At 63.0% G+C, this 23,990-nt stretch carries 21 protein-coding genes; 5 read left to right on the plus strand and 16 right to left on the minus strand.

The genetic code is table 11. The annotated features are described in order from the left end of the window. Nucleotides 1–18 precede the first annotated feature (18 nt). Complete coding sequence (locus IB229_RS00100) at nucleotides 19–360, minus strand: metalloregulator ArsR/SmtB family transcription factor (RefSeq protein ID WP_192323726.1); 342 nt, start codon at nucleotides 358–360, stop codon at nucleotides 19–21. A 167-nt stretch (nucleotides 361–527) separates the two neighbouring features. Then, entirely contained in the window at nucleotides 528–1,271 is a 744-nt protein-coding gene (locus tag IB229_RS00105) for a class I SAM-dependent DNA methyltransferase (protein WP_192323728.1), read from the minus strand. Between the two features lie 297 nt (nucleotides 1,272–1,568). Here IB229_RS00105 and zapE point away from each other — a divergent pair, with 297 nt between their 5' ends. Continuing rightward, the gene (gene zapE, locus IB229_RS00110) at nucleotides 1,569–2,705 is read left to right on the plus strand and encodes a cell division protein ZapE (RefSeq protein WP_192323730.1); all 1,137 of its coding nucleotides are present in this window, start codon (nucleotides 1,569–1,571) and stop codon (nucleotides 2,703–2,705) included. A gap of 11 nt (nucleotides 2,706–2,716) precedes the next feature. Here zapE and IB229_RS00115 read toward each other — a convergent pair whose 3' ends face one another. The 7 genes from IB229_RS00115 to IB229_RS00145 form a co-directional block, all read right to left on the minus strand. Continuing rightward, complete coding sequence (locus tag IB229_RS00115; RefSeq protein WP_192323732.1) at nucleotides 2,717–3,337, minus strand: glutathione S-transferase C-terminal domain-containing protein; 621 nt, start codon at nucleotides 3,335–3,337, stop codon at nucleotides 2,717–2,719. Between the two features lie 109 nt (nucleotides 3,338–3,446). Further along, nucleotides 3,447–3,848: an ExbD/TolR family protein gene (locus IB229_RS00120; protein ID WP_192323735.1), complete on the minus strand. Its 402-nt coding sequence runs from the start codon at nucleotides 3,846–3,848 to the stop codon at nucleotides 3,447–3,449. A 1-nt stretch (nucleotide 3,849) separates the two neighbouring features. Next, complete coding sequence (locus tag IB229_RS00125) at nucleotides 3,850–4,566, minus strand: MotA/TolQ/ExbB proton channel family protein (protein ID WP_192323737.1); 717 nt, start codon at nucleotides 4,564–4,566, stop codon at nucleotides 3,850–3,852. Nucleotides 4,567–4,620: 54 nt separating this feature from the next. Then, a complete protein-coding gene (locus IB229_RS00130; protein ID WP_192323739.1) occupies nucleotides 4,621–5,412 on the minus strand; it encodes an energy transducer TonB in 792 nt (263 codons plus the stop codon). Nucleotides 5,413–6,062: 650 nt separating this feature from the next. Continuing rightward, nucleotides 6,063–6,956, minus strand: coding sequence for a TauD/TfdA dioxygenase family protein (locus IB229_RS00135; protein ID WP_192323741.1), 894 nt, complete (start codon nucleotides 6,954–6,956; stop codon nucleotides 6,063–6,065). A gap of 138 nt (nucleotides 6,957–7,094) precedes the next feature. Continuing rightward, the gene (locus IB229_RS00140) at nucleotides 7,095–8,000 is read right to left on the minus strand and encodes a TauD/TfdA dioxygenase family protein (protein WP_192323743.1); all 906 of its coding nucleotides are present in this window, start codon (nucleotides 7,998–8,000) and stop codon (nucleotides 7,095–7,097) included. A 61-nt stretch (nucleotides 8,001–8,061) separates the two neighbouring features. Further along, nucleotides 8,062–10,437 (minus strand): TonB-dependent receptor, encoded by a 2,376-nt coding sequence (locus tag IB229_RS00145; protein ID WP_192323745.1) that lies wholly within the window; start codon nucleotides 10,435–10,437, stop codon nucleotides 8,062–8,064. A 354-nt stretch (nucleotides 10,438–10,791) separates the two neighbouring features. On the opposite strand from IB229_RS00145, the gene IB229_RS00150 reads away from it, so the two are divergent. After that, on the plus strand, nucleotides 10,792–11,715 hold the full coding sequence (locus tag IB229_RS00150; protein WP_192323747.1) for a LysR family transcriptional regulator: 924 nt from the start codon (nucleotides 10,792–10,794) through the stop codon (nucleotides 11,713–11,715). Between the two features lie 215 nt (nucleotides 11,716–11,930). On the opposite strand, the gene IB229_RS00155 is transcribed toward IB229_RS00150, so the two are convergent. The 3 genes from IB229_RS00155 to IB229_RS00165 all read right to left on the minus strand — a co-directional run bounded on the left by IB229_RS00155 (nucleotide 11,931) and on the right by IB229_RS00165 (nucleotide 14,637). Continuing rightward, on the minus strand, nucleotides 11,931–12,665 hold the full coding sequence (locus tag IB229_RS00155) for a S1 family peptidase (protein WP_225578876.1): 735 nt from the start codon (nucleotides 12,663–12,665) through the stop codon (nucleotides 11,931–11,933). 299 nt (nucleotides 12,666–12,964) lie between these two features. Next, complete coding sequence (locus IB229_RS00160; RefSeq protein ID WP_192323749.1) at nucleotides 12,965–13,123, minus strand: DUF3309 family protein; 159 nt, start codon at nucleotides 13,121–13,123, stop codon at nucleotides 12,965–12,967. Nucleotides 13,124–13,569: 446 nt separating this feature from the next. Beyond that, the gene (locus IB229_RS00165) at nucleotides 13,570–14,637 is read right to left on the minus strand and encodes an ABC transporter substrate-binding protein (RefSeq protein ID WP_192323751.1); all 1,068 of its coding nucleotides are present in this window, start codon (nucleotides 14,635–14,637) and stop codon (nucleotides 13,570–13,572) included. Nucleotides 14,638–14,955: 318 nt separating this feature from the next. Between IB229_RS00165 and IB229_RS00170 the strand changes: the two genes are divergently transcribed. The 3 genes from IB229_RS00170 to IB229_RS00180 are packed head-to-tail and all read left to right on the plus strand — an operon-like array spanning nucleotide 14,956 to nucleotide 19,066. After that, nucleotides 14,956–16,545 (plus strand): ABC transporter permease, encoded by a 1,590-nt coding sequence (locus IB229_RS00170; protein ID WP_192323753.1) that lies wholly within the window; start codon nucleotides 14,956–14,958, stop codon nucleotides 16,543–16,545. Beyond that, nucleotides 16,542–17,402 (plus strand): ABC transporter ATP-binding protein, encoded by an 861-nt coding sequence (locus tag IB229_RS00175; protein WP_192323755.1) that lies wholly within the window; start codon nucleotides 16,542–16,544, stop codon nucleotides 17,400–17,402. Before IB229_RS00170 ends, IB229_RS00175 begins: the two co-directional genes overlap by 4 nt. A gap of 53 nt (nucleotides 17,403–17,455) precedes the next feature. Next, entirely contained in the window at nucleotides 17,456–19,066 is a 1,611-nt protein-coding gene (locus IB229_RS00180; RefSeq protein WP_192323757.1) for an arylsulfatase, read from the plus strand. Nucleotides 19,067–19,214: 148 nt separating this feature from the next. Here IB229_RS00180 and IB229_RS00185 read toward each other — a convergent pair whose 3' ends face one another. The 4 genes from IB229_RS00185 to IB229_RS00195 are packed head-to-tail and all read right to left on the minus strand — an operon-like array spanning nucleotide 19,215 to nucleotide 23,984. Further along, nucleotides 19,215–19,472 carry a hypothetical protein gene (locus IB229_RS00185; RefSeq protein ID WP_192323759.1) on the minus strand — a complete coding sequence of 86 codons (258 nt, stop codon included), beginning with the start codon at nucleotides 19,470–19,472 and terminating at the stop codon, nucleotides 19,215–19,217. A 2-nt stretch (nucleotides 19,473–19,474) separates the two neighbouring features. Beyond that, complete coding sequence (locus tag IB229_RS21785) at nucleotides 19,475–20,785, minus strand: restriction endonuclease subunit S (protein WP_318652067.1); 1,311 nt, start codon at nucleotides 20,783–20,785, stop codon at nucleotides 19,475–19,477. A gap of 1 nt (nucleotide 20,786) precedes the next feature. Continuing rightward, nucleotides 20,787–21,902 (minus strand): class I SAM-dependent DNA methyltransferase, encoded by a 1,116-nt coding sequence (locus IB229_RS21790; protein ID WP_225578878.1) that lies wholly within the window; start codon nucleotides 21,900–21,902, stop codon nucleotides 20,787–20,789. A gap of 21 nt (nucleotides 21,903–21,923) precedes the next feature. Then, nucleotides 21,924–23,984, minus strand: coding sequence for a DEAD/DEAH box helicase family protein (locus IB229_RS00195; protein ID WP_412547779.1), 2,061 nt, complete (start codon nucleotides 23,982–23,984; stop codon nucleotides 21,924–21,926). Between the last annotated feature and the right edge of the window lie 6 nt (nucleotides 23,985–23,990).

Below are 23,990 nucleotides of genomic sequence, written 5' to 3' on the forward strand. Positions count from 1 at the left end.
ATTTCTTACAGACAGGGATCAGCAGCAGGTACGGACAGGGCGTCCGTCCATGTTGCAAAGGCGGGTGGAGTTGCTCGCTAGCCAGTCGGTATTGGCGTGAAGCGTTACCTTGAGAACCTCTGCGGCCCATGCCGGCAGCTCCGGATTGAGCCGGTAATAGACCCATTGGCCCTGGCGTCGGTCGAGCAGTAGGCCGGTGCTACGAAGCAGTGCCAGATGGCGGGATATCTTGGGTTGACTGTCGTCCAGCGCACACATGAGTTCACACACGCACAACTCACCATGCTCGGCGATCAGCAATGTGGCGCGAGCGCGGGTCTCGTCGGATAAGCACTTGAATAGTTCAGATGGGCTCAGCACGGCAGCGCCTCATTACATATGGATTTTCAAATATACGGAAATCCATATGTAGTGAAAAGCCTTGTTCAATGAGTGACCGCTTCTGGCCGGAAACGGACACTGGTCAACACCAATACAATCGTGACTGCCATGCCGCACGGCAAATGATCAACAGATCGTGGAAAACCCTACCGTTTCACACAAACAAACAACCCATTCCCCGACACCCCGCCCCACGGGGTGATCTTCTCGTAGTCATGCTCAAACACCTGCACCTCGAAGTACGGCGCTAATAACGCCTGCAACTCGGCAAAGCTCAGCGCGACCATCGTATGTTCGTCATTCCAGGCCTGGATTTGCCCATTCGTGGTCTTTTCGATGCTCAGGCGCAGTGCCTGCCGCTCGCCTTCGCCGGGGTAGTACCAGCCGGAGCCGAAGGCGAAGTGGCTGCCGTCGTGTTCGGCCGTGTGGCGCACGAAGGAGGCGTTGTCGATCTTGTGTTTGTCCACGGCGTTGAAGCAGAACACGCCGCCCTGCGCCAGCGCGGCATGCACGTTGGCTAGGCATTGTGTGAGTTGGGCGATGCCGGGGTTGTAGTGGATGGAGTAGAGAAAGCAGGTAATCAGGTCCTGCGGCTCGGCCACGCTGAAGTCGGCCATGTCCTGGCGGGTGAAGCTGGCTTCGGGGCAGCGTTGCTGGGCGATGTCGAGCATCGGCTGGTTGATGTCCAGGCCGGCGCTGCTGTAGCCGTAGTCGATGAAGTGACGCACGTGAGGGCCGGTGCCGCAGGCGAGGTCGAGGTGATTGCGCCCTGCCGTGCCGAACAGTTGGTGCAGCCGCCGTACGCTGTGGCTCTGCGCCGGGTAGTCGATGTCGGCGCACATCAGGTCGTAGTAGGCGGACAGGTCTGTGTACAGGGCGTTGGAGGACATAGAGGGCCAGCGGCTAGCGGAGGGATTCGGCGCGGCATGGTACCTCAAGCCGTCATCGCGCCGGCTCCCACATGCCTAACCCGATCCGAATCGCCTCCGCTCGCCCTCACGACTGCAGGCAAACGGGGGCGAGCAGCAGGCGTCAACTCGCGATGCGGCAGCGTTGTCGATCTGCAAAGCCGCTTCGTAGCAGTCAGTCGCGACGCCACCCGCTCGTCGTGCTCGGCTGCATTCGGCACTGGATCATGATGCGGAGCAGCGACTACAGTGGCGCAGTCCATCGCGCACAGAAGTCCCATGCCAGAGCCGTCGTCCAACCTTCCCCTGCCCCCGCTCGCCGCCTACCGTCAGGCCATCGAGCAGCAGGGTTTCCACCCGGACAGCGCCCAGCTGCGTGCCGCCACCGCCCTCGACAACTGCCATCGTGCCCTGCATGAAAGCAGCGGCCCAGTCCGCGGCGTATACCTGTGGGGCCCGGTCGGGCGCGGCAAGACCTGGCTGATGGACAGTTTCCACCGCAGCCTGCGCGTGCCGTCGCGGCGCCAGCACTTCCACCACTTCATGCAGTGGGTGCACCGGCGCCAGTTCCAGCTCACCGGTACCGCCGACCCATTGCGCGCCCTGGCCTGCGAGCTGGCCAGCGAGGTGCGCGTGCTGTGTTTCGACGAGCTGTTCGTCAGCGACATCGGCGATGCCATCCTGCTCGGTAGCCTGTTGCAGGTGATGTTCGAACAGGGCGTGGTGCTGGTCGCCACCTCCAACCAGCCGCCACAACAGCTGTATGCCGAGGGTTTCAACCGCGAGCGCTTCCTTCCTGCCATCGCCGCCATCGAGCGACACATGCAGGTAGTGGCGGTGGATGGCGAGCAGGACCATCGCCTGCATCCGGGTGTAGCCGAGCAGCGCTACTGGCTGAGCCAGCCTGGGCAATCCAGCGCGTTGAAGGCGGTGTTCGAGCGGCTCACCGCAGGTCAAACCATCTCGACTACCCCCATCGAGCTGGGCCATCGGGCGATCAACGTGGTGCGCCGTAGCGACTCGGTGCTGTGGTGCCGCTATGCCGATCTCTGCGGGCAGCCGCTGTCCGCGCTGGACTTCATCGCCCTGTGCGACCGCTTCGCTCATGTGCTGCTTAGCGACGTGCCGCGCCTCGGTGGCCCACAGCGCGAAGGGCGCATCGCCCGCGGCACCGAAGACGGTGCCGCGGGCGTGGTGGCCGGTGACCGCGAGCTGCCGGCCCTGGCCCGTGGCGACGATAGCGTGCGGCGCTTCATCGCCCTGGTCGACGAATGCTACGACCGCCACGTGCCGCTCTACCTGGAAGCCGAGGTGGCGCTAGAGGAGCTGTATGACGAGGGCTACCTGGCCTTCCCCTTCCGCCGCACCCTCAGCCGCCTGCGCGAGATGCAGCTACAGCGTTTTGCTCAGCGCTGATCGGGACGGCTTCAGCGCAGCCCCTCTGCGCTCAGCGCAGCCTGTACAGCCGGGCGAGCGGCCCAGGCGTCGCGTACACGTTTGACCGCCTGCAGCTGGTCGAACGGCCCGCCGAGGCGACCGAGCCAGCTGGCGAATACGCCCAGGTAGGCATCGGCGATGGTGTAGCGCTCGCCGACCAGCCACTGGCGATCGCTCAGGTGGCGCTCGATGTGCTCGAACGCCTTGAGCAGTTGCACCTGGCCTTGGGCACGGATACCCGGATGCGCGCTTTCATCGGCGCAGTAGCGCTCCGGCCGGTTGATCGGGCGGAACGAGGCGGTGTGGATTTCCGCAGACAGGTAGCCGAGCCAGCTCTGGATCTGTGCGCGCTCGATGCTGCCGGCTTCGGCGAACAGCGAGGTGCCCGGCTTCTGGTCGGCGAGGAACGGCAGGATCGCGCTGTTTTCGGTGAGCAGTGCGCCCTCCTCCAGCTGCAGCGCCGGCACGCGGCCCAGTGGGTTGATCTGGTGGATCGGCGAATCGGGCGTGCGCAGCGCGACCTTCTCGATCTGGATCGGCAGGTCCAGCTCGCGAACGACGATGTGCGCGGCCAGCGAGCAGGCGCCGGGGGAAATGTACAGGGTGCTCATGCGGGTTTCTCTGTGCGGTATGCGGTTCGGGTTCGATCGTCGCCGCAGCGCCGGTTGGCAATAAAAAAGGAGCCGTTCCCCTGCCAGGACGGAAGCGGCCCCGTAAGCGTCAGCGGGCGGTGATCACCGCCAGCTTGGTGATTCCGGCACGTTCGATGGCGGCCATGGCCTTGGCCACGGCGCCATAGTCGACCTGGTCGTCGGCCTGCAGCTGAACCTTCAGCTCGGCGTCCTTGGCCTTGGCGTCGATCAGGCTGGTTTCCAGCAGCTCGGGCTGGATCTCGTCCTTGTTGATGAACAGCTTGCCGTCGCCGTCGATGCTCACCACCAGCGGGTCCTTCTGGTCCGCCGGGGCCACGGCCTCGGTCTTCGGCAGGTTGATCGGGATCGAGTTGGTCAGCAGCGGCGCGGTGACGATGAACACCACCAGCAGCACCAGCATCACGTCGACCAGCGGGGTGACGTTGATCTCGGAAAGAACCTCGTCGCTATCCTGGGTTGAAAAGGCCATGTCAGGACGCCTCCTTCACCGGCTGGTTGCTCACGCCGCGCTTGCCGCCCGGATGCACGATGACCTTGAACGCGCTTTTCTGCGCCAGGCTGTAGAAGTCGTGGGCGAAATCGTCGAGGTCGGCGGCGGTGAGTTTCAGGCGACGCAGGAAGTAGTTGTAAACCAGCACCGCGGGCACCGCGACGGCGATACCGACGCCGGTGGCGACCAGCGCCGCGCCGATCGGCCCGGCCACGGTTTCCAGGCTCGCCGAACCGGCGGCGCTGATGCCCTTGAGCGCTTCCATGATGCCCCACACGGTGCCGAACAGGCCGATGAAGGGCGAGGTGGAACCGATCGAGGCGACCACCGCCAGGCCGCTTTCCAGCGAGCGGCGCTCACGCTGGATCTGCTGGCGCAGGGCGCGCTCGAGGCGGTCCTGGTGGTTGATCGCCTGGCTCAGGTCACCCGGCTGACCGTCCGGCACCTGGATCGCGGCGAAACCGGCCTGGGCCACGTGGGCCACGGCGCCGGACTGGTTTTGCCCCAGCTCGGCAGCGGAGTCGAGGCTAGTGGCGGACCAGAACAGCTTCTGGAACTTGCGGTCCTGGTGGCGCTGACGGGCGAACTGGATGCCCTTGATCAGGGCCAGGCCCCAGGTCAGGACGGAGAAGCCGATCAGCAGCCAGATGACGCTGTGCTCGACTGATTGCAGGGGGGAATCGGTTAGCAAATTCATGGTGCGGTCCTCGTAAACGTTGTCAGTCGAAATGCGGTTAGTGCGTTGTTCAGATCAGTTCAGGCGGAAGTCCAGCGGCACGGTGACCCAGCCTTCGCGGGCCTCTTCGCCGCGCTTGGCCGGCACGAAGCTCCAGCGCTTGACGGCGCGCACGGCGGCTTCATCGAGCACGTCGCGACCGCTGCTCTTCTGCACCTGGATCTCCGCCGGCTTGCCGCTGGCCAGTACACGAACGCGCAGCAGCACGGTGCCTTCCCAGCCACGACGCTGAGCGAACGACGGGTATTCCGGCGCCGGGTTTTTCAGGTACGCGGCGTTGGCCGATGGCGGCGTCTCGGCGATCGGCCTGGGAGCCGGTGGCGCGGGCGGTGCCGGTGGGGTTTCCACCTTCGGCGGTTGTGGCGGTGGCTCGACCGGTTGCGGCACGGGTTTGGGTTTCGGCTTGGGCTTTGGCGGTTCGGGTTTCGGCGGCACCGGCTTGGGTGGCGGCGGCTTCACGGCCAGTTCCTCGACCACCGGTGGTGGCGGCTCGACGATGGGCTCCGGCGGTGGCGGCGGCGCGGCGAATTCGATGGTCATCGGCGGGATTTCCACCGGCACGTCCGGCAATACCGGCTCGGGGCGATTGGCCACCCAGTCGAGCACGGCCACGTGCAGCACCAGGGCAAACACGCCGAGCAAGATCGCTTCACGGCGGCCCAGTACGGGCGCGCCACGGGCCGGGGCCAGGCGCTGTACGCCGAGCGCCTGGCGCACCGACTGGCCGAGGTCACGGATCTCGCCGGAGCGCCGCAGCTGCTGCGGGAGCACGTCGATCAGGCCATCGACCTTGAGGACATTGCCCATTGGCAAAAACTCCTGGATTACGGGACTCGACCCCCATGGTCGAATCGCTTCGGTAGGTGCTTCCCTGCCCGTCACACCAGAAAGGCGTGCCAGAGCGGTTGGCGTGGTGGAGATGATTGGTTTTAGCGCTTATCTCATAAAGTAATTTTTAATAATCTTGTAATTTCTTTTTGGAATATTGAATTTATAAATATCTGATTTAAAAGATATTTTTTAACCGAATGCCTGTAAGGCATGGGAAAAATGCCCTGAAGGCATGCAGCTCCCTTGCAGCAGCCAACTCCCTGTTTGCACAGGCAAAAAAACGGCGCGTCCAGACAGGAACGCGCCGCAAGTACCACCTGGATCTGATCGCTCCCACACGGGGCGCTGATCGTTCCCGCGCTTTGCGTGGGAACGCAGTGGCAGACGTTCTGCGTCTGTGGGACGCGGAGCGTCTTTGGCGGGGTTCCCACGCAGAGCGTGGGAACCATCTGATACGCGGCGCTGGGCCGCCGAGAAGGTATCTGATCGTCCCACACGGGGCGCTGATCGTTCCCACGCTCCGCGTGGGAATGCAGGTGCAGACGCTCCGCGTCTGTGGGACGCGGAGCGTCCCTGGCGGGGTTCCCACGCGGAGCGTGGGAACCATCTGACAAGGCAGACGCCGCTCAGAACGGCCGGCTGCCCGCCAGGCTGATGCGCTTCAGACGACGGCGCTGAGTCGCCGGGAAGGCGTTGCGCGCATGCAGCGTGGCCTGGTTGTCCCAGTAAACGATGTCGCCCACTTCCCACTTGTGGGTGTAAGAGAAGCGCGGGTTCTGCAAGTGCTCACGCAGGCGACCGATCAGCGCGGCGCCCTGCTCCGGGTCATAGCCCGGAATCTCCACTTCGGTGTGCACACTGAGGAACAGCAGGCGCTTGCCGCTTTCCGGGTGGATGCGCACCAGCGGGTGCTCGGTGCCCTGGATCGGCTCGATGTCCGGCGTGCGGTAGGTGACGAAACCGCCACCGCCATAACCGCCGTTCTTGATGCGCACGAAGGGGTTGTAGTTGATCAGGCGCAGGCCATCGATCTCGCGCTGGGTGTCGCCATCCAGGGCGCTGTAGGCCAAGGCCAGGTTGGTCCAGCTGGTTTCACCGCCGTCCTGCGGCACTTCCAGTGCGTACAGCAGCGAGCCGGCCGAAGGGGTCGGCGTCCACTGGTGGTCGGTGTGCGCCGGCAGGGCGAAGTTGCCCAGCTCGCCATCACCGGTGTTGGCCACCTTGACGATGTTCGGCGCCTTGCCATCGGCGCCCGAGGAGAGCACGGCAAAATCCGGGTGCGGCTGGAACACCGAGCCGAACCAGGAGGTGAAACGCAGGAACTGTGCGTCATCCAGCTGCTGGTTCTTGAAGATCAGGATGTGGTTGTCGCGCAGCGCCTGCTTGAGGGCGAGGATCTGCTCGGGCGTCGGGTCGAGGCGGCCATCCAGGCCGTGGACTTCGGCACCCAGCGGGGCGACCAGGGGAACGATGGCGAAATTGGCATGCTCCTCACGGAGCGCGGTGGCGGATTGACTCATGGTAAGGCTCTCTCGAAATATGTAAGCGGGCTAGCGCAATGGCCCTGCGTAGGCTGGAAAACCGCGCAGCGTTTTCCACCGGTAGTCGTGTTTGCCAAGGTGAGCGCATGCAGCGCACTCACCCTACCCTGCAGGCGATCAGCCCTTGCGGGTGGTCTGGCTGCGGCGGCCGTCGACGCTCACCGGCACGTCGCCGGCCAGGGTCACGCGGCGCACGATGCGCTCCTGGGTGCCGTAGTCATCCACCGCATAGTGCTGGGTGGCGCGGTTGTCCCAGATCGCCACGTCGCCTTCGCGCCAACGCCAGCGCACGGTGTTTTCCAGGCGGATGACGTAGCCCTGGAGAATGTTGAACAGCCCCTGGGAGTCGGCCTGGGACAGGCCCTTGATGCGTTTGACGAAATGCCCGAGCAGCAGGCTGCGCTCACCACTCACCGGGTGCACGCGCACCAGCGGGTGTTCGGTCTCATACACCGTGGAGGCGAACACCTTGCGGTACTCCTCCAGGCGCGCGGCGTCGGCACCTGGCTTCAGCGCGGCGTAGTCGTACTCGTTGCTGTGCACCGCCCACAGGCGATCGGCCAGTTCACGCAGCTCTTCGGGCAGGTCGTTGTAGGCCGTCTCGGTGTTGGCCCAGACGGTATCGCCACCGGCCTTGGCCGCGATCACCGAACGCAGGATCGAGGCTTTCGGGTAGGCATCGACGAAGGTCACGTCGGTGTGCCAGGAGTTGGCGCGCTGGCCACGCGAACCATCCAGTTCGAGCAGGTAGTGGGTGCCGTCGCGCACCGGCACCGTGGGGTGGGCAATCGGCTCGCCGAGCAGTTTGGCGAAGGCTTCCTGGCCCTGGTCGTCGAGATGACCCTGGTCGCGGAAGAAGATCACCTTGTGTGCGACCAGCGCGGCCTGGATGGCCGCCACGGTGTCCGCGTCCAGCTCGCCGGACAGGTTCACGCCACGGATTTGCGCGCCGATGCGACCGGCGACGGGAAGGATGTCCAGTTCGACTGGGGTGTTGCTGTAGGCGACTGCGGCATTGCTCATATCAGATTCCTCATGGTTCCAGCGTGGCGCTTTGCGCGCGAAATAAGCTGCGGACGGCACATCAGAAGTCGTAACGCAGCGAGACCCCGGCCGTACGCGGCTGCCCAACGGAGGCGGTATAGGAACCGTTGATGTAGGCGAAAGCGGCCAGGTAGTAATCGGTGTCGGTGGCGTTCTTGACCCATACGGAGGCGTCGAGCTGGCCATCACCCAGGTCGGTACGGATACCGCCGGCGAGGTTGACCAGGCCGTAGCCGTCGATGGTCGAGAGGTCGGAGTTGTCCAGCGTGCCTTCGGCCTCCGAGCGGTAGGAGTAGCCGGCGTTGACGTACGGCTGGATGCCGTTGGCCAGACGCCAGGTGTACTCGCCGTTGAGGTTGCCAATCCATTTCGAGGCGCCGACCACGCGCTCGCCAGTGAGGTCGCAGGAGGCCGGTGCACCGGGAGCCGTGGCCACCTCACCCGGGCATGGCGCGTCCTTGAACGACAGGTAGGTAACGTCGTTGTAGGAGCCGTTGACGTTGATCGTCAGGCCTCGCAGCGGCGCGGCACTGGCTTCGAACTCGACGCCGCGCGAACGCACGCTGCCGGCGTTGGCCAGGACCTGCACGACGTTGGGCGAGCCCGGTGCCTGGTACAGGGTGGTGGCCTGGTAGCCGTGGATGCCGGTCCAGAACAGGTTGGCGTTGAGTTGCAGGCGGTTGTTCAGCAGCGTGCTCTTGAAGCCCAGCTCGGCATCGTTGGCACGTTCCGGGCCGACCAGCAGTGACTCGGCGCCGGCTACCGGGGCACTGGCCACGGCCAGGTTGACCCCACCGGACTTCTCGCCGTGGGCCAGGCTGGCGTAGCCGAGCAACTGGTCGTCGAAACGGTAGCTGAGGCTGAGCAGGCCCGACGGCGCGGCGTTGTGCTGAGTCAGCTCGCCGGAATCGTAGGCACCCAACTGGGCGTTGCGTACCGCCTGAAGACCAGGCCCGAGGGTGGCGCCGCCAACCGGGGCGAAGCGTTCGACCTTGGCCTCTTTCTCCTCGTAGGTGCCACGCACGCCAGCGGTGAAGTCGAGCCTGTCGGTGATGTGCCAGGTCGCCTGGCCGAACAGCGCGAAACTGTCGGTTTCGATCTTGCCGTTGGCCTTGGAGTAGACGTTGTTGAAGATCCCGGTGTTGGCGCCGCTGAGGAACAGGTCGGCTTGCGGGCCGTAGTCGGTGAAGGTCTTGTTGCCCAGGTTCTGGTTGAACACGTAGGCACCGATCACGTAGTCGAACGCGCCATCGGTGGGCGATGCCAGGCGCAGCTCCTGGGAGAACTGGCGGTCATGCACTTCGACGCCGGTGTTGTTGATCGCCGCAACGTCGAGGCTCTCGTCGTTGGCCGGGGTGAAGTGCCAGTAGCGATAGGCGCTGATCGAGGTCAGGGTGAAACCGCCGTTGAGCTTCCAGTTGGCCTCCACCGAACTGCCGCCCTGGTGCACGCTGACGCTCTGCCGGCCGTTGATGTTGACCTTCTTGTCGTCCGGGTCACGGTGCGGCGTGGCACCGGCCAGCGCCGCGCGATCCCAGTAACGCTGTGGGGCGCCATACACGACCATGCTGCCGTTGCTCGAATCCTCGGCGTTGTAGTCGGCGATCCAGCGCAGGCTGAAGTCCTCGCTCGGCTCGAACAGCAACTGACCGCGCACACCCTCGCGGGAACCACCGTTGAGGTCATCACCGTTGTAGGTGTTCTCGATGTAGCCATCGTCGCGCGAACGGTAGGCCGACAGGCGTCCGGCCAGGGTTTCGGTGAGGCCACCGGAGACGGTGCCCTTGCCCTGGAAGTAACCGCGTTCGCCACCGGAAATCTCGATGCTGCGCTCGGGGGTGAAGGTCGGTTTGCGCGTGCTGATGTTGAGCACGCCAGCGGTGGTGTTCTTGCCGAACAGGGTCCCTTGTGGGCCGCGCAGCAGCTCGAGCTGCTCGATGTCGAGCAGGTCGAACACGGCCATGCCTGGGCGCCCCAGATAGACGTTGTCCAGGTAGACCCCGGCGCTGCCTTCGAGGCCGTCGCTGGCCGGGTTGTTGCCGATGCCGCGCACCGCGATGCTCGACTGGCGGGCATGCACATAGGCGACGTTGACGCTGGGCAGAACCTGCTGCAGGTCCTGCACCTTGTAGACCTTCTGCGCCTCCAGGGTGGCGCCATTGAGGGTGGTGATCGGCGTCGGCACGTCCTGCGCGTCTTCCTCGCGGCGGCGGGCGGTAACGGTGACTTTCTGCAGCGCGACGTCTTCCTCGGCGCTCGGCGTGCTGGCATTCACCTCGGCGGCGTGCAGCGGTTGCGCGGCGCCCAGGCCACCGAGGGCGAGCAGCAGGGTCAGGGCATATTCCGGTGTCGCCAGGCGCTGTAGGGACAACGGCCGGGCAATGCGTGACAGGGGACTGAAAGCAGTCGAACTCATGACTCGTTTCCTTGGATCAAGGGCGCGCCGCGCCAAAAAAAGGCTGCAGCGATCCGCGCCACGCGAACGTGGCGATGCGAAAAATAGGGCGTGGGTGTCGCGTGTCAGGCGGCGCAACGCCGCCCTGTGATCAGTGGCAGCAACACATGGGCTGGCGGAGCAGCGGCGCGGTCATGTGCAGTTCGAAGTGCTTCATCTGTCGTTCCCCTCTCGGTGCAAGGCCATATCAATATTCCATTAAGGTCTAATAATAATTTATTAACTCAATTGACGGAATAAGAGCCTGCATTTAAAACCAGCACCCAGGGCACGGCAAATGCCTTCGACCTATATTTTCAATGCCGGGAATGCATCATGGATCTGCGTCAGCTTCGCTACTTTCTAGCCCTCACCGAACACCGCAGTTTCGTCCGCGCCGCCGACGCCATGGGCATTACCCAGCCGGCGTTCAGCCGCAGCATCCAGGGCCTGGAAAACGAACTGGGCTGCCAGCTGGTGGACCGCGGCAGCAAGGACCTGCGCCCGACGCCCGAAGGCCAGGTGGTGTTGCAGCACGCGCTGACCCTGGTGCGCGGCGCCAGCAACCTGACCAACGAAATCAACCAGATGACCAAGCTCGATGCCGGTGAAGTGCGCTTCGGCGCCGGCCCGGCATTGGCCGCGCGGCTGGTTCCCGACGCCCTGCTGCGTTTCATGGCCGCGCATCCGCGGGTGCGCGCCAGCCTCGAGGTGAACAACTGGGAAAACCTCAGCCGCAGTTTGAGTCGCGACGAGATCGAGTTCTTTGTCGCCGACATCCGCCAGTTCGAGGCCGATCCCAGCTTTCAGACCCGCCCATTGACGCCGCGCGCCGGGCTGTTCTTCTGCCGCGCGGGGCACCCGCTGCTGGCCAAGGAAAGCCTGTCGACCAATGACCTGTTCGATTACCCGCTGGCCGCCACACGCATCCCGGTGGGCGCGCGCAAGGTACTGGCCAACCTCAGCGGCAAGGCCAACCTGGAGCTGCATGTGGAGTGCGAACAGTTACCGCTGCTGGAGCAGATCGTGCGGCGTAGCGATGCCGTCGGTATCGGCACCTGCGAAGCCCTGCGCGAAGGCCTGGCCAGCGGCGAGCTGGTGCAGCTGCACCTGCGCAACCTGCCGCTGAACATGGAAAGCCTGAATGCCCGCTGCGGCATCATCACCCGCACCGGCTACCGGCTGTCACCGGCGGCGCGGACGATGATCGATCTGCTGATCGAACTGGATCAGGAGCAGGCGCAGGCGCTAGCGGCGTGAGAGAACGCCGTGTGGATGCGGGTTGTCGTGATGGCCTGGTCCATTGGGCAGAACGCCCTCACCCCAGCCCGCTCTAGCAGAGATCAGCGCAAGGCCAATCTGCAGCGAGGCGCAATGAGCCCGCTGACCTGCATCGCCGCCGTGACCGCTCACCGCTGAGCAGCCCTGAAAACCGGCAACGCGCAAAATACGCAGGCCCTTAGGCCCTACGCCGGCTACTCGGTCAGCGTCAGCAGAATATCCGCGTACCAGGCGCAGTTGAGGCCCAGCGCTTCATCCTGATCGAGATCGCGCGTGCCCACGTCGAGGCGCGCCGAATGCACGCCGAGCAGCATCCACGGCAAATCGCACTGGGCGCTCTGCGGGTTGCCGATGCGCATCACCACTGGCGCACCACTGGTACCGCGGTGGGTGCGGCCATCGGTGAGGAAGTAGCCCTGCCCCTGGAAACGCAGGCCGAAGGACGAGGCGATGATCGCCTGACGCACCACCGGCATATGGTGCAGGGTGTCGTGAAAGCCCAACGGGAAGCCGACGATCAGCAGCGACGACCCCACCTCGACACGCTCGAAACTCTGCGTCAGGTGCTCGGGGGTGAAGGCACGGTAAACCATGCTCGGCGGCAGCGCCGAACGGTCGATCTCCAGCACCGCCACGTCGATCTCCCCCGCCGGGTCCAGGCCCTGACGCCACAGGCTCTTGCCGTCCTGATAGAGCGGCATGGAGAAGCCGATGGAGCTGGCGACGTTGTCCGAGTCGATGTGCAGCTCCAGCTCGATACGGTCGGGGAAGTGATCGCTCGGCTCGTCACTCATCACATGCCGGCTGGTGACGATGAACAGGCGCCCGTCGCGCTCGAAGAAGAAGCCGCTGGCATTGGTCAGGTGCTGCTGGCCGTCGAAGGTGCAGATACGTGCAGCGCTCAGCAGCAGGGGTTCAATCAGCGACATCACGAACATCCTGTAGACGGGCGCCATGGCCCGATGGTGTGGGTTGAAATGGTCTGGTGCTGACCGAGTCGGTGCCGCAGTAGGCCAGTTCGCGGCGCCTTGCGCCAGCGCCCTGCCGTCTACGACTTCCCGTAACCCGGTATAGCCATACCGTGCCGCCGCATTGTCTGGCAGCGCAGAGACGCGACATGGACGGCTTGCACGAGCCGCGGTGCCGGACGGCACCGCGGCAAAAACAGGCGGGCCGGGCCGCCGCGGCGAACGATGCGTAGGCACCGACGGCCGCGACGGCCCCTGCCTCAGATGTACCCCAGTAGCAGGAGCACAAGGATCACGACCAGGACCACGCCCAGGCCGCCGGAGGGGCCGTAACCCCAGCTTCTGCTGTGCGGCCATGCCGGCACGACACCAATCAACAGCAGGATCAGGACGATCAACAGTATGGTTCCCAAGCTCATGGCTATCTCCTCATATCCGAATGACAGGCCGGTTGCCCGACACTGTCGTTTGCATGCCATCCCACATCGACCAGGGTCCATGGACCATTGATCGACGCCCGTTTGGCAGCGCCAGCGATACCATCTGCCCATCAGCCCGAATGCGTCTTGCGTTCGGCGTCAGAGCCCGTTGCGGCGTATGGCGTGGAATCTGCGGCTGCACCCGATGCCGCCATCGCCCCTACATACGTATCGACACAGGCCCCGCGGAATCGGTTCGTACTATTTCTGCGCCCTGCTTACGTATCTGCCGACGCGTCTATCCCCCGCGGATCGCCAGCCGAGTGGATTGATGCAGCGTGGCCCACCCTACGAAACACCACCCGGCGATTCGGGACTGAATCGTGGGCATAAAAAAACCGCGGCCTGGGCCGCGGTTTCGCGTTCCTTCGCGTCCACTGTTCGATTCAGCGTTGGGCGTGCACCTGCGCGGCCGGGACCACCTGCGCCTGCAACGCGGCATCGAGGAATTTCGGCTCACTCCAGTCGCTGACCTGGAAGCCCTTGCGGATCAAGCGCTGCTGGGCCGCGAGGTCTACGCCAGCCTGCAGGTTGGCGAGGAAACCCTTGTCCAGCTGCGGGTCGAAGATCTGACTGAAGCTGGCGTTGTCGAGGTCGGTCTGCAGCAGCACCTGCGGGTAGCTGGCCAGCCCGGACACCAGTTCGACATAGGCCTGCTTGTTGTCCTCGCTGCGCAGCCACTGCACGGCCTTCTGCTGCGCCTTGACCAGGCGCGCGGTGATATCCGGGTGCTCATCGACGAAGGCGCCGGTGCCAAGCAGCACGGCCTGCACGCTGCCCACGCCGTTGAGGTCATCGGTATTCAGCGGCAGCTCGGCCAGGCCACGCTGCTGCAGGGCGATGAGGTTGGCGGCGCCCCAGGTGGCGTCGATCTGCTTGGCGGCCAGGGCGGCGGTGGCGGCGTTGAAATCCAGGTTGATCACCTGCAGGTCACGCTCCTTCAGGCCCTGGCTGGCCAGTGCGGCAGCGAAGGACAACTGGTTGGCGGTGCCGCGGAAGATCGCCACGCGCTTGCCCTTGAGGTCGGCCAGGGTCTTGATCCCCGAGCCCGGCACCACGCCGAGGTAGAGGCGTACGTTGCGCGCTGTAGCGCTGAGCAGACGGGTGTCCAGACCATTGGCCTTGCCGATGATCGCCGCCAGGTCACCGAGGTAAGCGAAGTCCACCTGGCCGTTGGCCAGTGCCTCGTTGACCACCGGGCCGGCGCCCTTGAAAAAGCTCCACTGCACCTTGATGCCGTCTTTGGCGAATTCCTCTTCGAATATCTGCTGGCTGCGCAGCACGTCCACCACCCCGCCACCACTGTGCTGATTGCCGGCACTCAGATCGGGCACGGCGATGCGGATTTCCTGCGGTGCGGCGGCCTGCACCACGACGGGCGGGAAGAAGGCCAGCAGGCCTACCAATGCTGGCGCGGCATACAGACGCAGCACGCTATCAAACAGACTTTTCATGACGGTGACGCTCCTGGCGTATCGGCGCGATGACGCCAGGGTTGGCGTCTCGATGGCCGGGAAGATAGGCACAGGCGCAAGGTTCAATTAAATAATAATAAATTCTTTTTTTAGACGATAAACGCATAAACCAGCAAGGACGCCGGCGCCAACGGGAATGCCCGCAAAGCATAAAAAATATTCGCCAAAGGCATTGGCCTGTGGGCGCGAGCGCTCTCTTTAATGTGCGCTCTTATCGCTCAAAAGCATTGATATGAAGCTTTTTATATCCGCCAAGCAGATTTCTTCTAAACAACATCCGTACTCGGGAGAATGACCGTGGCACGCAGCGCATCCCTATCGCTGGCGCCCATCGCGCGCCCACCCTTGCGCCCCTGGCGCTTCTACCAGGCACTGCAGCCGTGGCTGCTGCCTGCCGCCCTGCTTGTGCTCTGGCAGCTGGCCAGCCGCTTCGGCTGGATGAGCGAGCAGGTGCTGCCGGCACCGAGTCTGGTCTGGCAGACGTTGCTGGAGCTGAGCCGCGACGAACTCTGGTTGCACTTGGGCATCAGCCTGCAACGGCTGGCCTGGGGCCTGCTCGGCGGTGTAGCCAGTGGCGTGCTGCTTGGCGCCCTGCTCGGTAGCAGCAGGCGCGCTGAACGCCTGATCTTCCCCACCTTCGCCGCCCTCGCCCAGGTGCCGACGCTGGCCTGGATTCCGTTGTTCATGCTGCTGTTCGGCATCGGCGAAGCGCTTAAGCTGGTGGTGCTGATCAAAGCCATCATCGTGCCGATCACCGTGCACACCCTGGTCGGCGTTCGCGATGCCCAACCGCGCCTGCGCGAAGCCGCCCAGGTGCTGCGCCTGCCCTTCCATCTGCGCCTGTGGCGGCTGACCATTCCCGCCGCGCTGCCCTCGTTCATGGCCGGCCTGCGCCTGGCCCTGGCCACCGGCTGGGCCTCGCTGCTGGCCGTCGAGCTGCTGGCCTCCAGCGAGGGCATCGGCTACCTGATGGTCTGGGGTCGTCAGCTGTTCATGCTCGACATCGTCTTCGTCTGCATCCTGGTCATCGGCCTGTTCGGCATCGTCCTCGACCGCGGCATCCAGCAGCTTGACCGGCGCCTGCTGCACTGGCCGCACCTGGCCACCGCGGAGCTGCGCAGCAGCCCCGGCGGTGCAGGCTGGCAACGCCTGCAACCCTGGCTGCTGCCGCTGGCGCTGCTGGCGCTGTGGCAGGCCAGCGTGACCGTCCAATGGGTCGACCCGAACATCCTCGCCGCGCCCTGGAGCGTGCTGCAGGCTACCTGGCAGGGCCTGCTCGACGACAGCCTAGCGGATGCCATGGCCCGCAGCGTCGGCCGCGCCCTTGGCGGCCTGTTGCTCGGCGGCAGCCTGGGCCTCGCCCTCGGCGTACTGCTGGGCCTCTGGCAGCCGGCCGAGCGCACACTCGGCCCGACCCTTTCGGCGCTGCGGCAGATCGCCATTTTCGCCTGGGTGCCGCTGCTCACCGCCTGGTTCGGCCTGGGTGAAGGCGCCAAGCTGGTGTTCGTCGGCCTGGCCACCTTCTTCCCGCTGTTCATCGCCACCCAGCGCGGCATCACCACGCTCTCGCCGCAACTGGGTGAAGCCGCCCACGTGCTGCGCCTCAACCGCCTGCAACGCCTGCTGCGCCTGGAACTGCCCGGCGCAGCCCCGGCGATCTTCGCGGGCCTGCGCCTGGCGCTGATCTACGCCTGGCTCGGTACCATCGGCGCCGAGTACTTCATGCCGTCCAACGGCGGCATCGGCAGCCTGATGATCGGCGCCCAGCAACTGTTTCGCATGGATCAGGTCCTCGCCGGCATGTTGCTGGTAGGCCTGACCGGTGCCCTGCTCAACACCCTCGGACAAGTGATCGAAGCGCGCGCCACGCGCTGGAGAACCGCATGAACAGCCTGACCCTGCACGACACCCGCATTTTCCAAGGCCTGCCGCCCGCCACGCCGATCGTCAGCTTCGAGGGCGTCAGCAAGCACTTTCCAGTGGACGGCGGCGAGCTGGAGGCCATCCGCGAATTCAGCCTGGACATCCGCGAGGGCGAATCCATCGCCATCCTAGGCTCCAGCGGCTGCGGCAAGTCGACCCTGCTGCGCCTGCTGGTCGGCCTGGATGCCGAATTCGCCGGGCACATCCGCGTCGACGGCCAGCCCATCGACGGCATCGGCCGCGAGCGCGGCATCGTGTTTCAGGAGCACCGTCTGTTTCCCTGGCTGACGGTGGAGCAGAACATCAACCTCGGCCTGATCAACGAGCACCTGACCCAGGCCGAGCGCTTTCGCCGGGTCGACGAGTTCATCCAGCTGGTCAGCCTCGACGGCTTCCAGCGCGCCTACCCGCACCAGCTCTCCGGCGGCATGGCGCAGCGCGTGGCGATTGCCCGCGGCCTGGTCGCCAGCCCGCGCATCCTGTTGCTCGACGAACCGTTCGGCGCCCTCGACGCCCTGACCCGCCAGCAAATGCAGGACGAGCTGCTGGCCATTCGCGCGCGTGCCGGCATCACCAGCCTGCTGGTCACCCACGATGTCGAGGAGGCGATCTTCCTTGCCGACCGCGTGGTGGTGATGGCGCCGCGACCGGGGCGGATCAAGCGCATCGTCGACATCGACCTGCCACACCCGCGCAACCGCAGCAGCTACGACTTCCACCAACTGCGCGAAGAGCTGCTGTTCGAGCTGACCGGCGATGGCGATTACCGCGCCCCGCCGCCGCGCCTGCAGGACCTGCCGATGGCCGCCATCGCCTACTGATCCAACCGCGCCGCCGGGCTGCACCGGCGGGCCTCCCCCTTAGCGAGACCACCATGAGCACACGCCCCAACTTCCTGCTGATCGTCGCCGACGATCTCGGCTTCTCCGACCTCGGCGCCTTCGGTGGCGAGATCGCCACGCCGCACCTCGATGCCCTGGCCACTGCCGGCCTGCGTCTGACCGACTTTCACACCGCGCCAACCTGCTCGCCGACGCGTTCGATGCTGCTCACCGGCACCGACCACCACATCGCCGGCATTGGCAGCATGGCCGAAGCCATCGCCCCCGAGCAGATCGGCAAACCGGGCTATGAGGGCTACCTCAACGACCGCGTCGTCGCCCTGCCCGAGCTGCTGCGCGAAGCCGGCTACCAGACGCTGATGAGCGGCAAGTGGCACCTCGGCCTGACCGCCGAACTGGCGCCGCACGCCCGCGGTTTCGAGCGCTCCTTTGCCCTGTTGCCGGGTGCGGCCAACCACTATGGCTTCGAGCCGCCGTACGACGACAGCACGCCGCCCGTGCTCAAGGGCACGCCGGCGCTGTACATCGAGGACGACCAGTTCATCGAGCAGTTGCCCGAGGATTTCTATTCCTCCGACGCCTTCGGCGACAAACTGCTGCAGTACCTCAAGGAGCGCGACCAGAGCCGGCCGTTCTTCGCCTACCTGCCCTTCTCCGCGCCGCATTGGCCGTTGCAGGCACCCGCTGACGTGGTCGCCAAATACGCCGGCCGCTACGACGCCGGCCCCGACGTGTTGCGTCAGGAGCGCCTGGCCAAACTGCAGGAATTAGGGCTGTCCGATGCATCGGTCGAGCCGCACCCGGTGCGCGCCTTCACCCAGGAGTGGGATGCGCTGACACCCGAAAAGCGCGCCATCTCCGCGCGCACCATGGAGGTGTACGCGGCGATGGTCGAGCGCATGGACTGGAACATCGGCCGCGTCGTCGACTACCTGCGCCAACAGGGCCAGCTGGACAACACCTTCATCCTGTTCATGTCCGACAACGGCGCCGAGGGCGTGCTGCTCGAGGCCTTCCCCAAGTTCGGCGCGAACCTGCAGACCTTCCTCGACCAGCACTACGACAACAGCCTGGACAACATCGGCCGCGCCAACTCCTACGTCTGGTACGGCCCGCGCTGGGCCCAGGCGGCGACCGCACCGTCGCGCCTGTACAAGGGCTTCACTACCCAGGGCGGGATCCGCGTCCCGGCACTGGTGCGCTACCCGGAACTGGCACGCCAGGGGCAGATCAGCCACGACTTCAGCACGGTGATGGACATCACCCCGACCATCCTCGACCTGGCCGGCGTGCGTCACCCAGGAAAACGCTGGCACGGTCGCGAAGTCGCCGAGCCACGCGGCAAATCCTGGCTGGGCTACCTCTCCGGCGAAACCGAGCAGATCCACGACGAAACCACCGTCACCGGCTGGGAACTGTTTGGCATGCGCGCCATTCGCCAGGGCAGCTGGAAGGCCCTGTACATTCCCCGCCCACTCGGCCCGGCGACCTGGGAACTCTATGACCTGGTCAACGACCCCGGCGAAATCCAGGACCTTGCCCTGCAACGCCCGGAGAAACTCGCCGAACTGACCGGCCACTGGCAGGACTACGCCGAAGAAACCGGCGTGGTCCTCGGCGCCTCACCGTTCTCGCTGGCGTGAAACCCATAAGCCCCGCAATGCGGGGCTTTTCTTTCACGAACATTTCACAGTACGGGGCTTAAGGTCGACTCACTGCTCTACTCCAGGACAGCGAAATGCTCCTTAGCCCCGCCCTCGTGCGGGGCATTTTGTTTGTGCCACGGCCCTGTCACAGCCCCTTTTCCTCCTCCTTCTTTAGAAAGATCACTGACTTGGCGAAGTCCCCCGGTAGTGCTTGCTTGATCTGCCACACCGAGAAATACACGTAGCTCATGTAGAGCATGTGGAAAGCCAACATCGAGAACTGGTACTTGCCCGACTCGTAGTTGCTCTCAAACGCCTCCCACACAAAGCGGACGTACTCTCCTTCACTGGCCGAGGGATAGGTCAGCGGCAGGTAATCGTGGATTTCCAGCGCAGAGTCCATCGTCAGTCTACCCAGACTTTGTCAATCACCGCCTTGATCTTGGCTTCGAAGCAGGCGATCAACTCCTTGTTGGCATTGATCAGTGCTTGCTCGGCTTCAACTGCCTCGATGAGCGTTCGTTGCTCTTCGATATTTTGCGGGACTGGAATTTTCCATTCGGCAAGAACATCTCGCGGGACGCGTTGCAATCCCCCGGTGCCGGTCATTCTTATTGCACCATGCGCCCTGAATTCAGGCGTGGCAATGTGCAGATAAATCCATTCGGGCAGTACAAGTTGTTGATCTGCGCGAATCACGTAGTACTCGCTTGATCCAAATCCGATACCGTTGATTAAGTTGCGCGCAATGCCCGCCTTGCCATTCTCGAAGCAAGGTGTGACCTTGGCGAGTAGAACATCGTTATTCTGGAAATAGGTGTACTGTTTGAAGACATTCCCTATTTGCTCGGATTCCTTTGCTTGAAAAAACATCTCATGCTCTTGCAAGTCAGCCATGGGCACGAAAGAAACTAACATCGACTCATCATTGATGATCAGCTGCGATTTCCGGGGGTTGATCTCGGCGATTTCAGAAATGCTTTGCATTGGCCACTCGGCCTTCGCCGCAATATATGGTCGATAGTTCTCGACCACTTGGCGCGCGCCATCAATGATTTTCTGGTAGCCCTCAATTTCGGAGACGATTTCACGTTGGATGTTTAGGGGAGGGAGAGGCAGAAGGTGCTTTTCGTAGACATCATTCCTATTAAGACCTGGAATTCCTGCCCCGCCCTTTAGCTCGATGAGATTAAGGCTACGCAGCAAGTGAAATAGATAGACCAAGTCTACTTTGCTGGGATCTTTTGGCTGTACATAGTACGTCGTATCGATTGGGAAGCAGTCCTCTGGAATGTAGGTAACCTCACCAGCTGAGCCTTTACGTCCAACGATGATTGCCGGACCTCTAATCAAGAACTCGTTGTGAAAACCAGTCACGCCATTGGAGCCTATAACGGGATATGGGCCCTCAATTCGCTTGTCCTTCGGCAGGCTGGCTCCGTATTCAAGAGTGCAAACTTCTGAAAACGGCAGCAGGTCAAATTGTGAATCACGACGTTGGGTGACTAGGTAGCGTTCATTGCTTAGGTTCCACTCACCGTTTTCAGAAATGCGCGCCCGATCTACGGCTTGTGCAAGTTCACAGCCTTCAAATTCTGCTGGATTAGCAAAGAAGGAGGCTAACGCCCGCTCCGCTTGTGGCAAATCATCCTGATCAATTGTCCGCCGCTGCGCACCCAGCGCAAAACCATCGTTGCTGACCTTAACGAACAGCACCTTATCGGACTGTTTTGGCTAGGCGCTTGTCGAGTATCAGGATCGAAGTCTTAACGCCGCTATAGGGCTGGAACACGCCCGCCGGTAGCGAGACCACGGCCACCAATGAGTTCTGCACCAGCAGCTTGCGCAGGGCGTTATAAGCGGTGCCACTCTGGAAAATGATCCCTTCCGGCACGATGATGCCGGCGCGGCCATTGGGACTAAGGTGCTCGTGGATGTAGTCAACGAACAGCACTTCCGAACGTTTGGCCTGGATGGAAAAGCGCTTGTGCGGCTTGATGCCGCCCTTGGGCGACATGAACGGCGGGTTGGCCAGGATCACGTCGAAGTGTTCGTTCCACTTGTCCTCGGAGGTCAGTGTGTCGTACTCATCCACATGTGGGTCTGTGAAGCCGTGCAGGTAAAGGTTGACCAGCGACAGGCGCACCATGTCCGGCGAGATGTCATAACCGTGAATGTTGGCCGCCAGCTTGTTACGTTCGCCCGGCGTGAGCAGGTCGCCGGGGCGCGTCTTTTTGTTGCGCTCCTGGATGTACTTCCATGCCGAGATGAGGAAGCCGGCCGTTCCGCAGGCTGGATCGAGGATGCGCTCGTGCTTCTGCGGATTGATCACGCGCACGGTGAAATCGATGATGTGGCGCGGTGTACGGAACTGGCCGGCATCGCCTTGGCTACCCAACACCGATAGTAGGTACTCGAACGCGTCGCCTAGGCGCTCGGAGTGATCGTAGGAGAACCCATCGATCTCCTTCAGAAAGGCCTTCAACGTTTCCGGGTCACGGTAGGGCAGATAGGCGTTCTTGAAAATGTCGCGGAACAACACAGGTAGGTGCGTGTTCTCGGTCATTTTGCCGATGGCCTCGGAGTAGAGGTTCAGTGTGTCTTGGCCTCCCATACTTGGAGCTAACAGCTTGCTCCAGCTGTACTTCTCGAAGCTATTGGCGAAGAAGCTGCGCTTGCCGCCGAACTCTTCCGATTGTGCGTCCATGTCGTCCATGAACTTGTAGATCAGCGCAATGGTGATCTGCTCGACCTGGCTCTTCGGATCGGGCACCTTGCCGACGAGGATGTCGCGACAGGAGTCGATGCGGCGCTTGGTATCGGTGTCCAGCATAGTGGTCGGTCTGCTCAGTAATTACATGAATTGGTTCAGGGGTACGTAGTCTTTGACGTACTCCGGGATGCCTTCGCGCCATTCGGGTGGCACGGATTTCAGGTCGCCAATGCCGAAGGCCGGATTGACGTTTAGTTCGGTGAAGCGCTTGTCGTCGATGATGGCGCGCAGCGCAGCATCAGAGGCGTACGCCTTGAAGAAGTACTTCATGGCCAGCACCGCACTACCCTGGTCTTCAGATAGTCGGCTTTGGTTGGCGAGCAGGAACTCCTGAAACTCATCCTCCAGCAACTCATCTTTGCTCTTGAAATAGGGAATCAGGCCGAAAATCTTCTGCAGGATTTCTTTGAGACTCAGGCGACGATCCACTCCGGCAGCACGGCGCAATTTGTCGAGATTGAAGTACTCGTTGGGCTTGTCGAACAGATGGGCAACCACGTAGTCGATGGCCTGCCCCCATTGCTCGTTTTCGACCTGCTGCTGCAAGGCCACATCGGCCTTGACCTGATCCTCGAATTTCTCGAAGAACATGCGGTCGATCTTCATGCCCTCGTAGCCAATAGACTGCTCGGCGACTTGATGGAGGGTATCGGCACCCGTGTGCTCGTAGAGGCCGCTGGGCGGTAGCGGTGGCTCACCACCCCCGGTGTCTTCACCCGTGCGAGGGGGTAGCTTGAGCACCTCGTCGTAGTCGAACTTCTCTTCGAAGTATTCGCAGTTTGCGAAGAAATCGAAGAACTTGAAGCGCTTCTTTACTGGCTCGGCGATGAGTGGTTTGAGGTCGTCATCAAAGAGCTGTTCGAGGAAGTCGTGTTTGCGAGTGCCGCGCCCCTTAATCTGCACGAAATCGGACGGTGAGTAGACCGGACGCATCAGTGCCAGGTTGAGAATGTCTGGGCAGTCGTAGCCCGTGGTCATCATGCCGACCGTGACGCAGATACGCGCCTTGCTGGTCTTGTAGAGCTCGTTGAAATTGGCTGATCCCAACAGCTTGTTGTTGGTGAAATTGATGGTGTACTGCTGCGCGTCAGTCACGCTGGAGGTGACCTGCACGGCGAAGTCCGACTGGTATTTGCCAGGCCACAACTTGTCGGCGGTCTCGTTCAAGAGTTGCGTCAGCTTGGCCGCATGAGTTTGGCTGACCGCGAACACCAGGCCTTTGCCGAATTCATTCGTCACCGGATCACGCAGGCCATTCTTGATAAGTGTCTCGCAGAACACGCGGTTGGTGGCTTCGGAGAAGAACTTCTTTTCAAAATCCTTGGAGACGAAGCTCTGTTCTTGCTCACCCTCGTCACTGACAGGTGCCATGACGGCGTAACCCTGCTCGGAGAGCAGTCTGGTAGTGATGTCGGTGCGGGCATCGACTACTACGGGGTTAATCAGGAAACCATCCTTGACCCCGTCCAGTAGCGAGTAACGGAAGGTTGGTTGGCCGGACTCGCAGCCGAAGGTGCGATAGGTGTCCAGCAGTAGGCGGCGTTCCTGTTCACGCGGATCACGTGTGCTGGGCTTGCTGGCATCAAAGCTCTTCAGGTAGTCGCGCGGTGTCGCGGTTAGGCCAAGTTTGTAGCCTACGAAGTACTCGAATACCGCGCGGGCATTGCCGCCGATGGAGCGGTGAGCTTCATCGGAAATCACCAAATCGAAATCGGTAGGCGAGAAGAGCCGCTTGTACTTGTTGTTGAACAGCAGGGACTGCACCGTGGTGACCACGATTTCAGCTTTGCGCCAATCGTCTTTGCGCTCCTTGTAGATGGCCGTGCTGTAGTCGTTCCTCAAGTAGTCCTTAAAGGCTTTGGCTGCCTGGTCTTCAAGCTCAAGACGATCCACGAGGAAGAGAACCCGGCGAGCGTTGCCAGTGCGCAGAAACAGCTTGATGACTGCAGCAGAGGTCAGCGTCTTGCCCGTGCCAGTGGCCATCTCGAACAGGAAGCGCGTCTGGTTATCGGCTACCGCATCCTGGATCGCATTTAGTGCCTTTTTTTGGTAATCGCGCAGGAAGCGGAGCTTATTCTTGGCGATGAAAGTAGGCCGCTCATCCGCACTCAGCCACCCTGCTTCTTTTTCGTAGCCGGGCATCTGGGT

The organism is Pseudomonas sp. PDM14 (assembly GCF_014851905.1).
Classification (GTDB): domain Bacteria; phylum Pseudomonadota; class Gammaproteobacteria; order Pseudomonadales; family Pseudomonadaceae; genus Aquipseudomonas.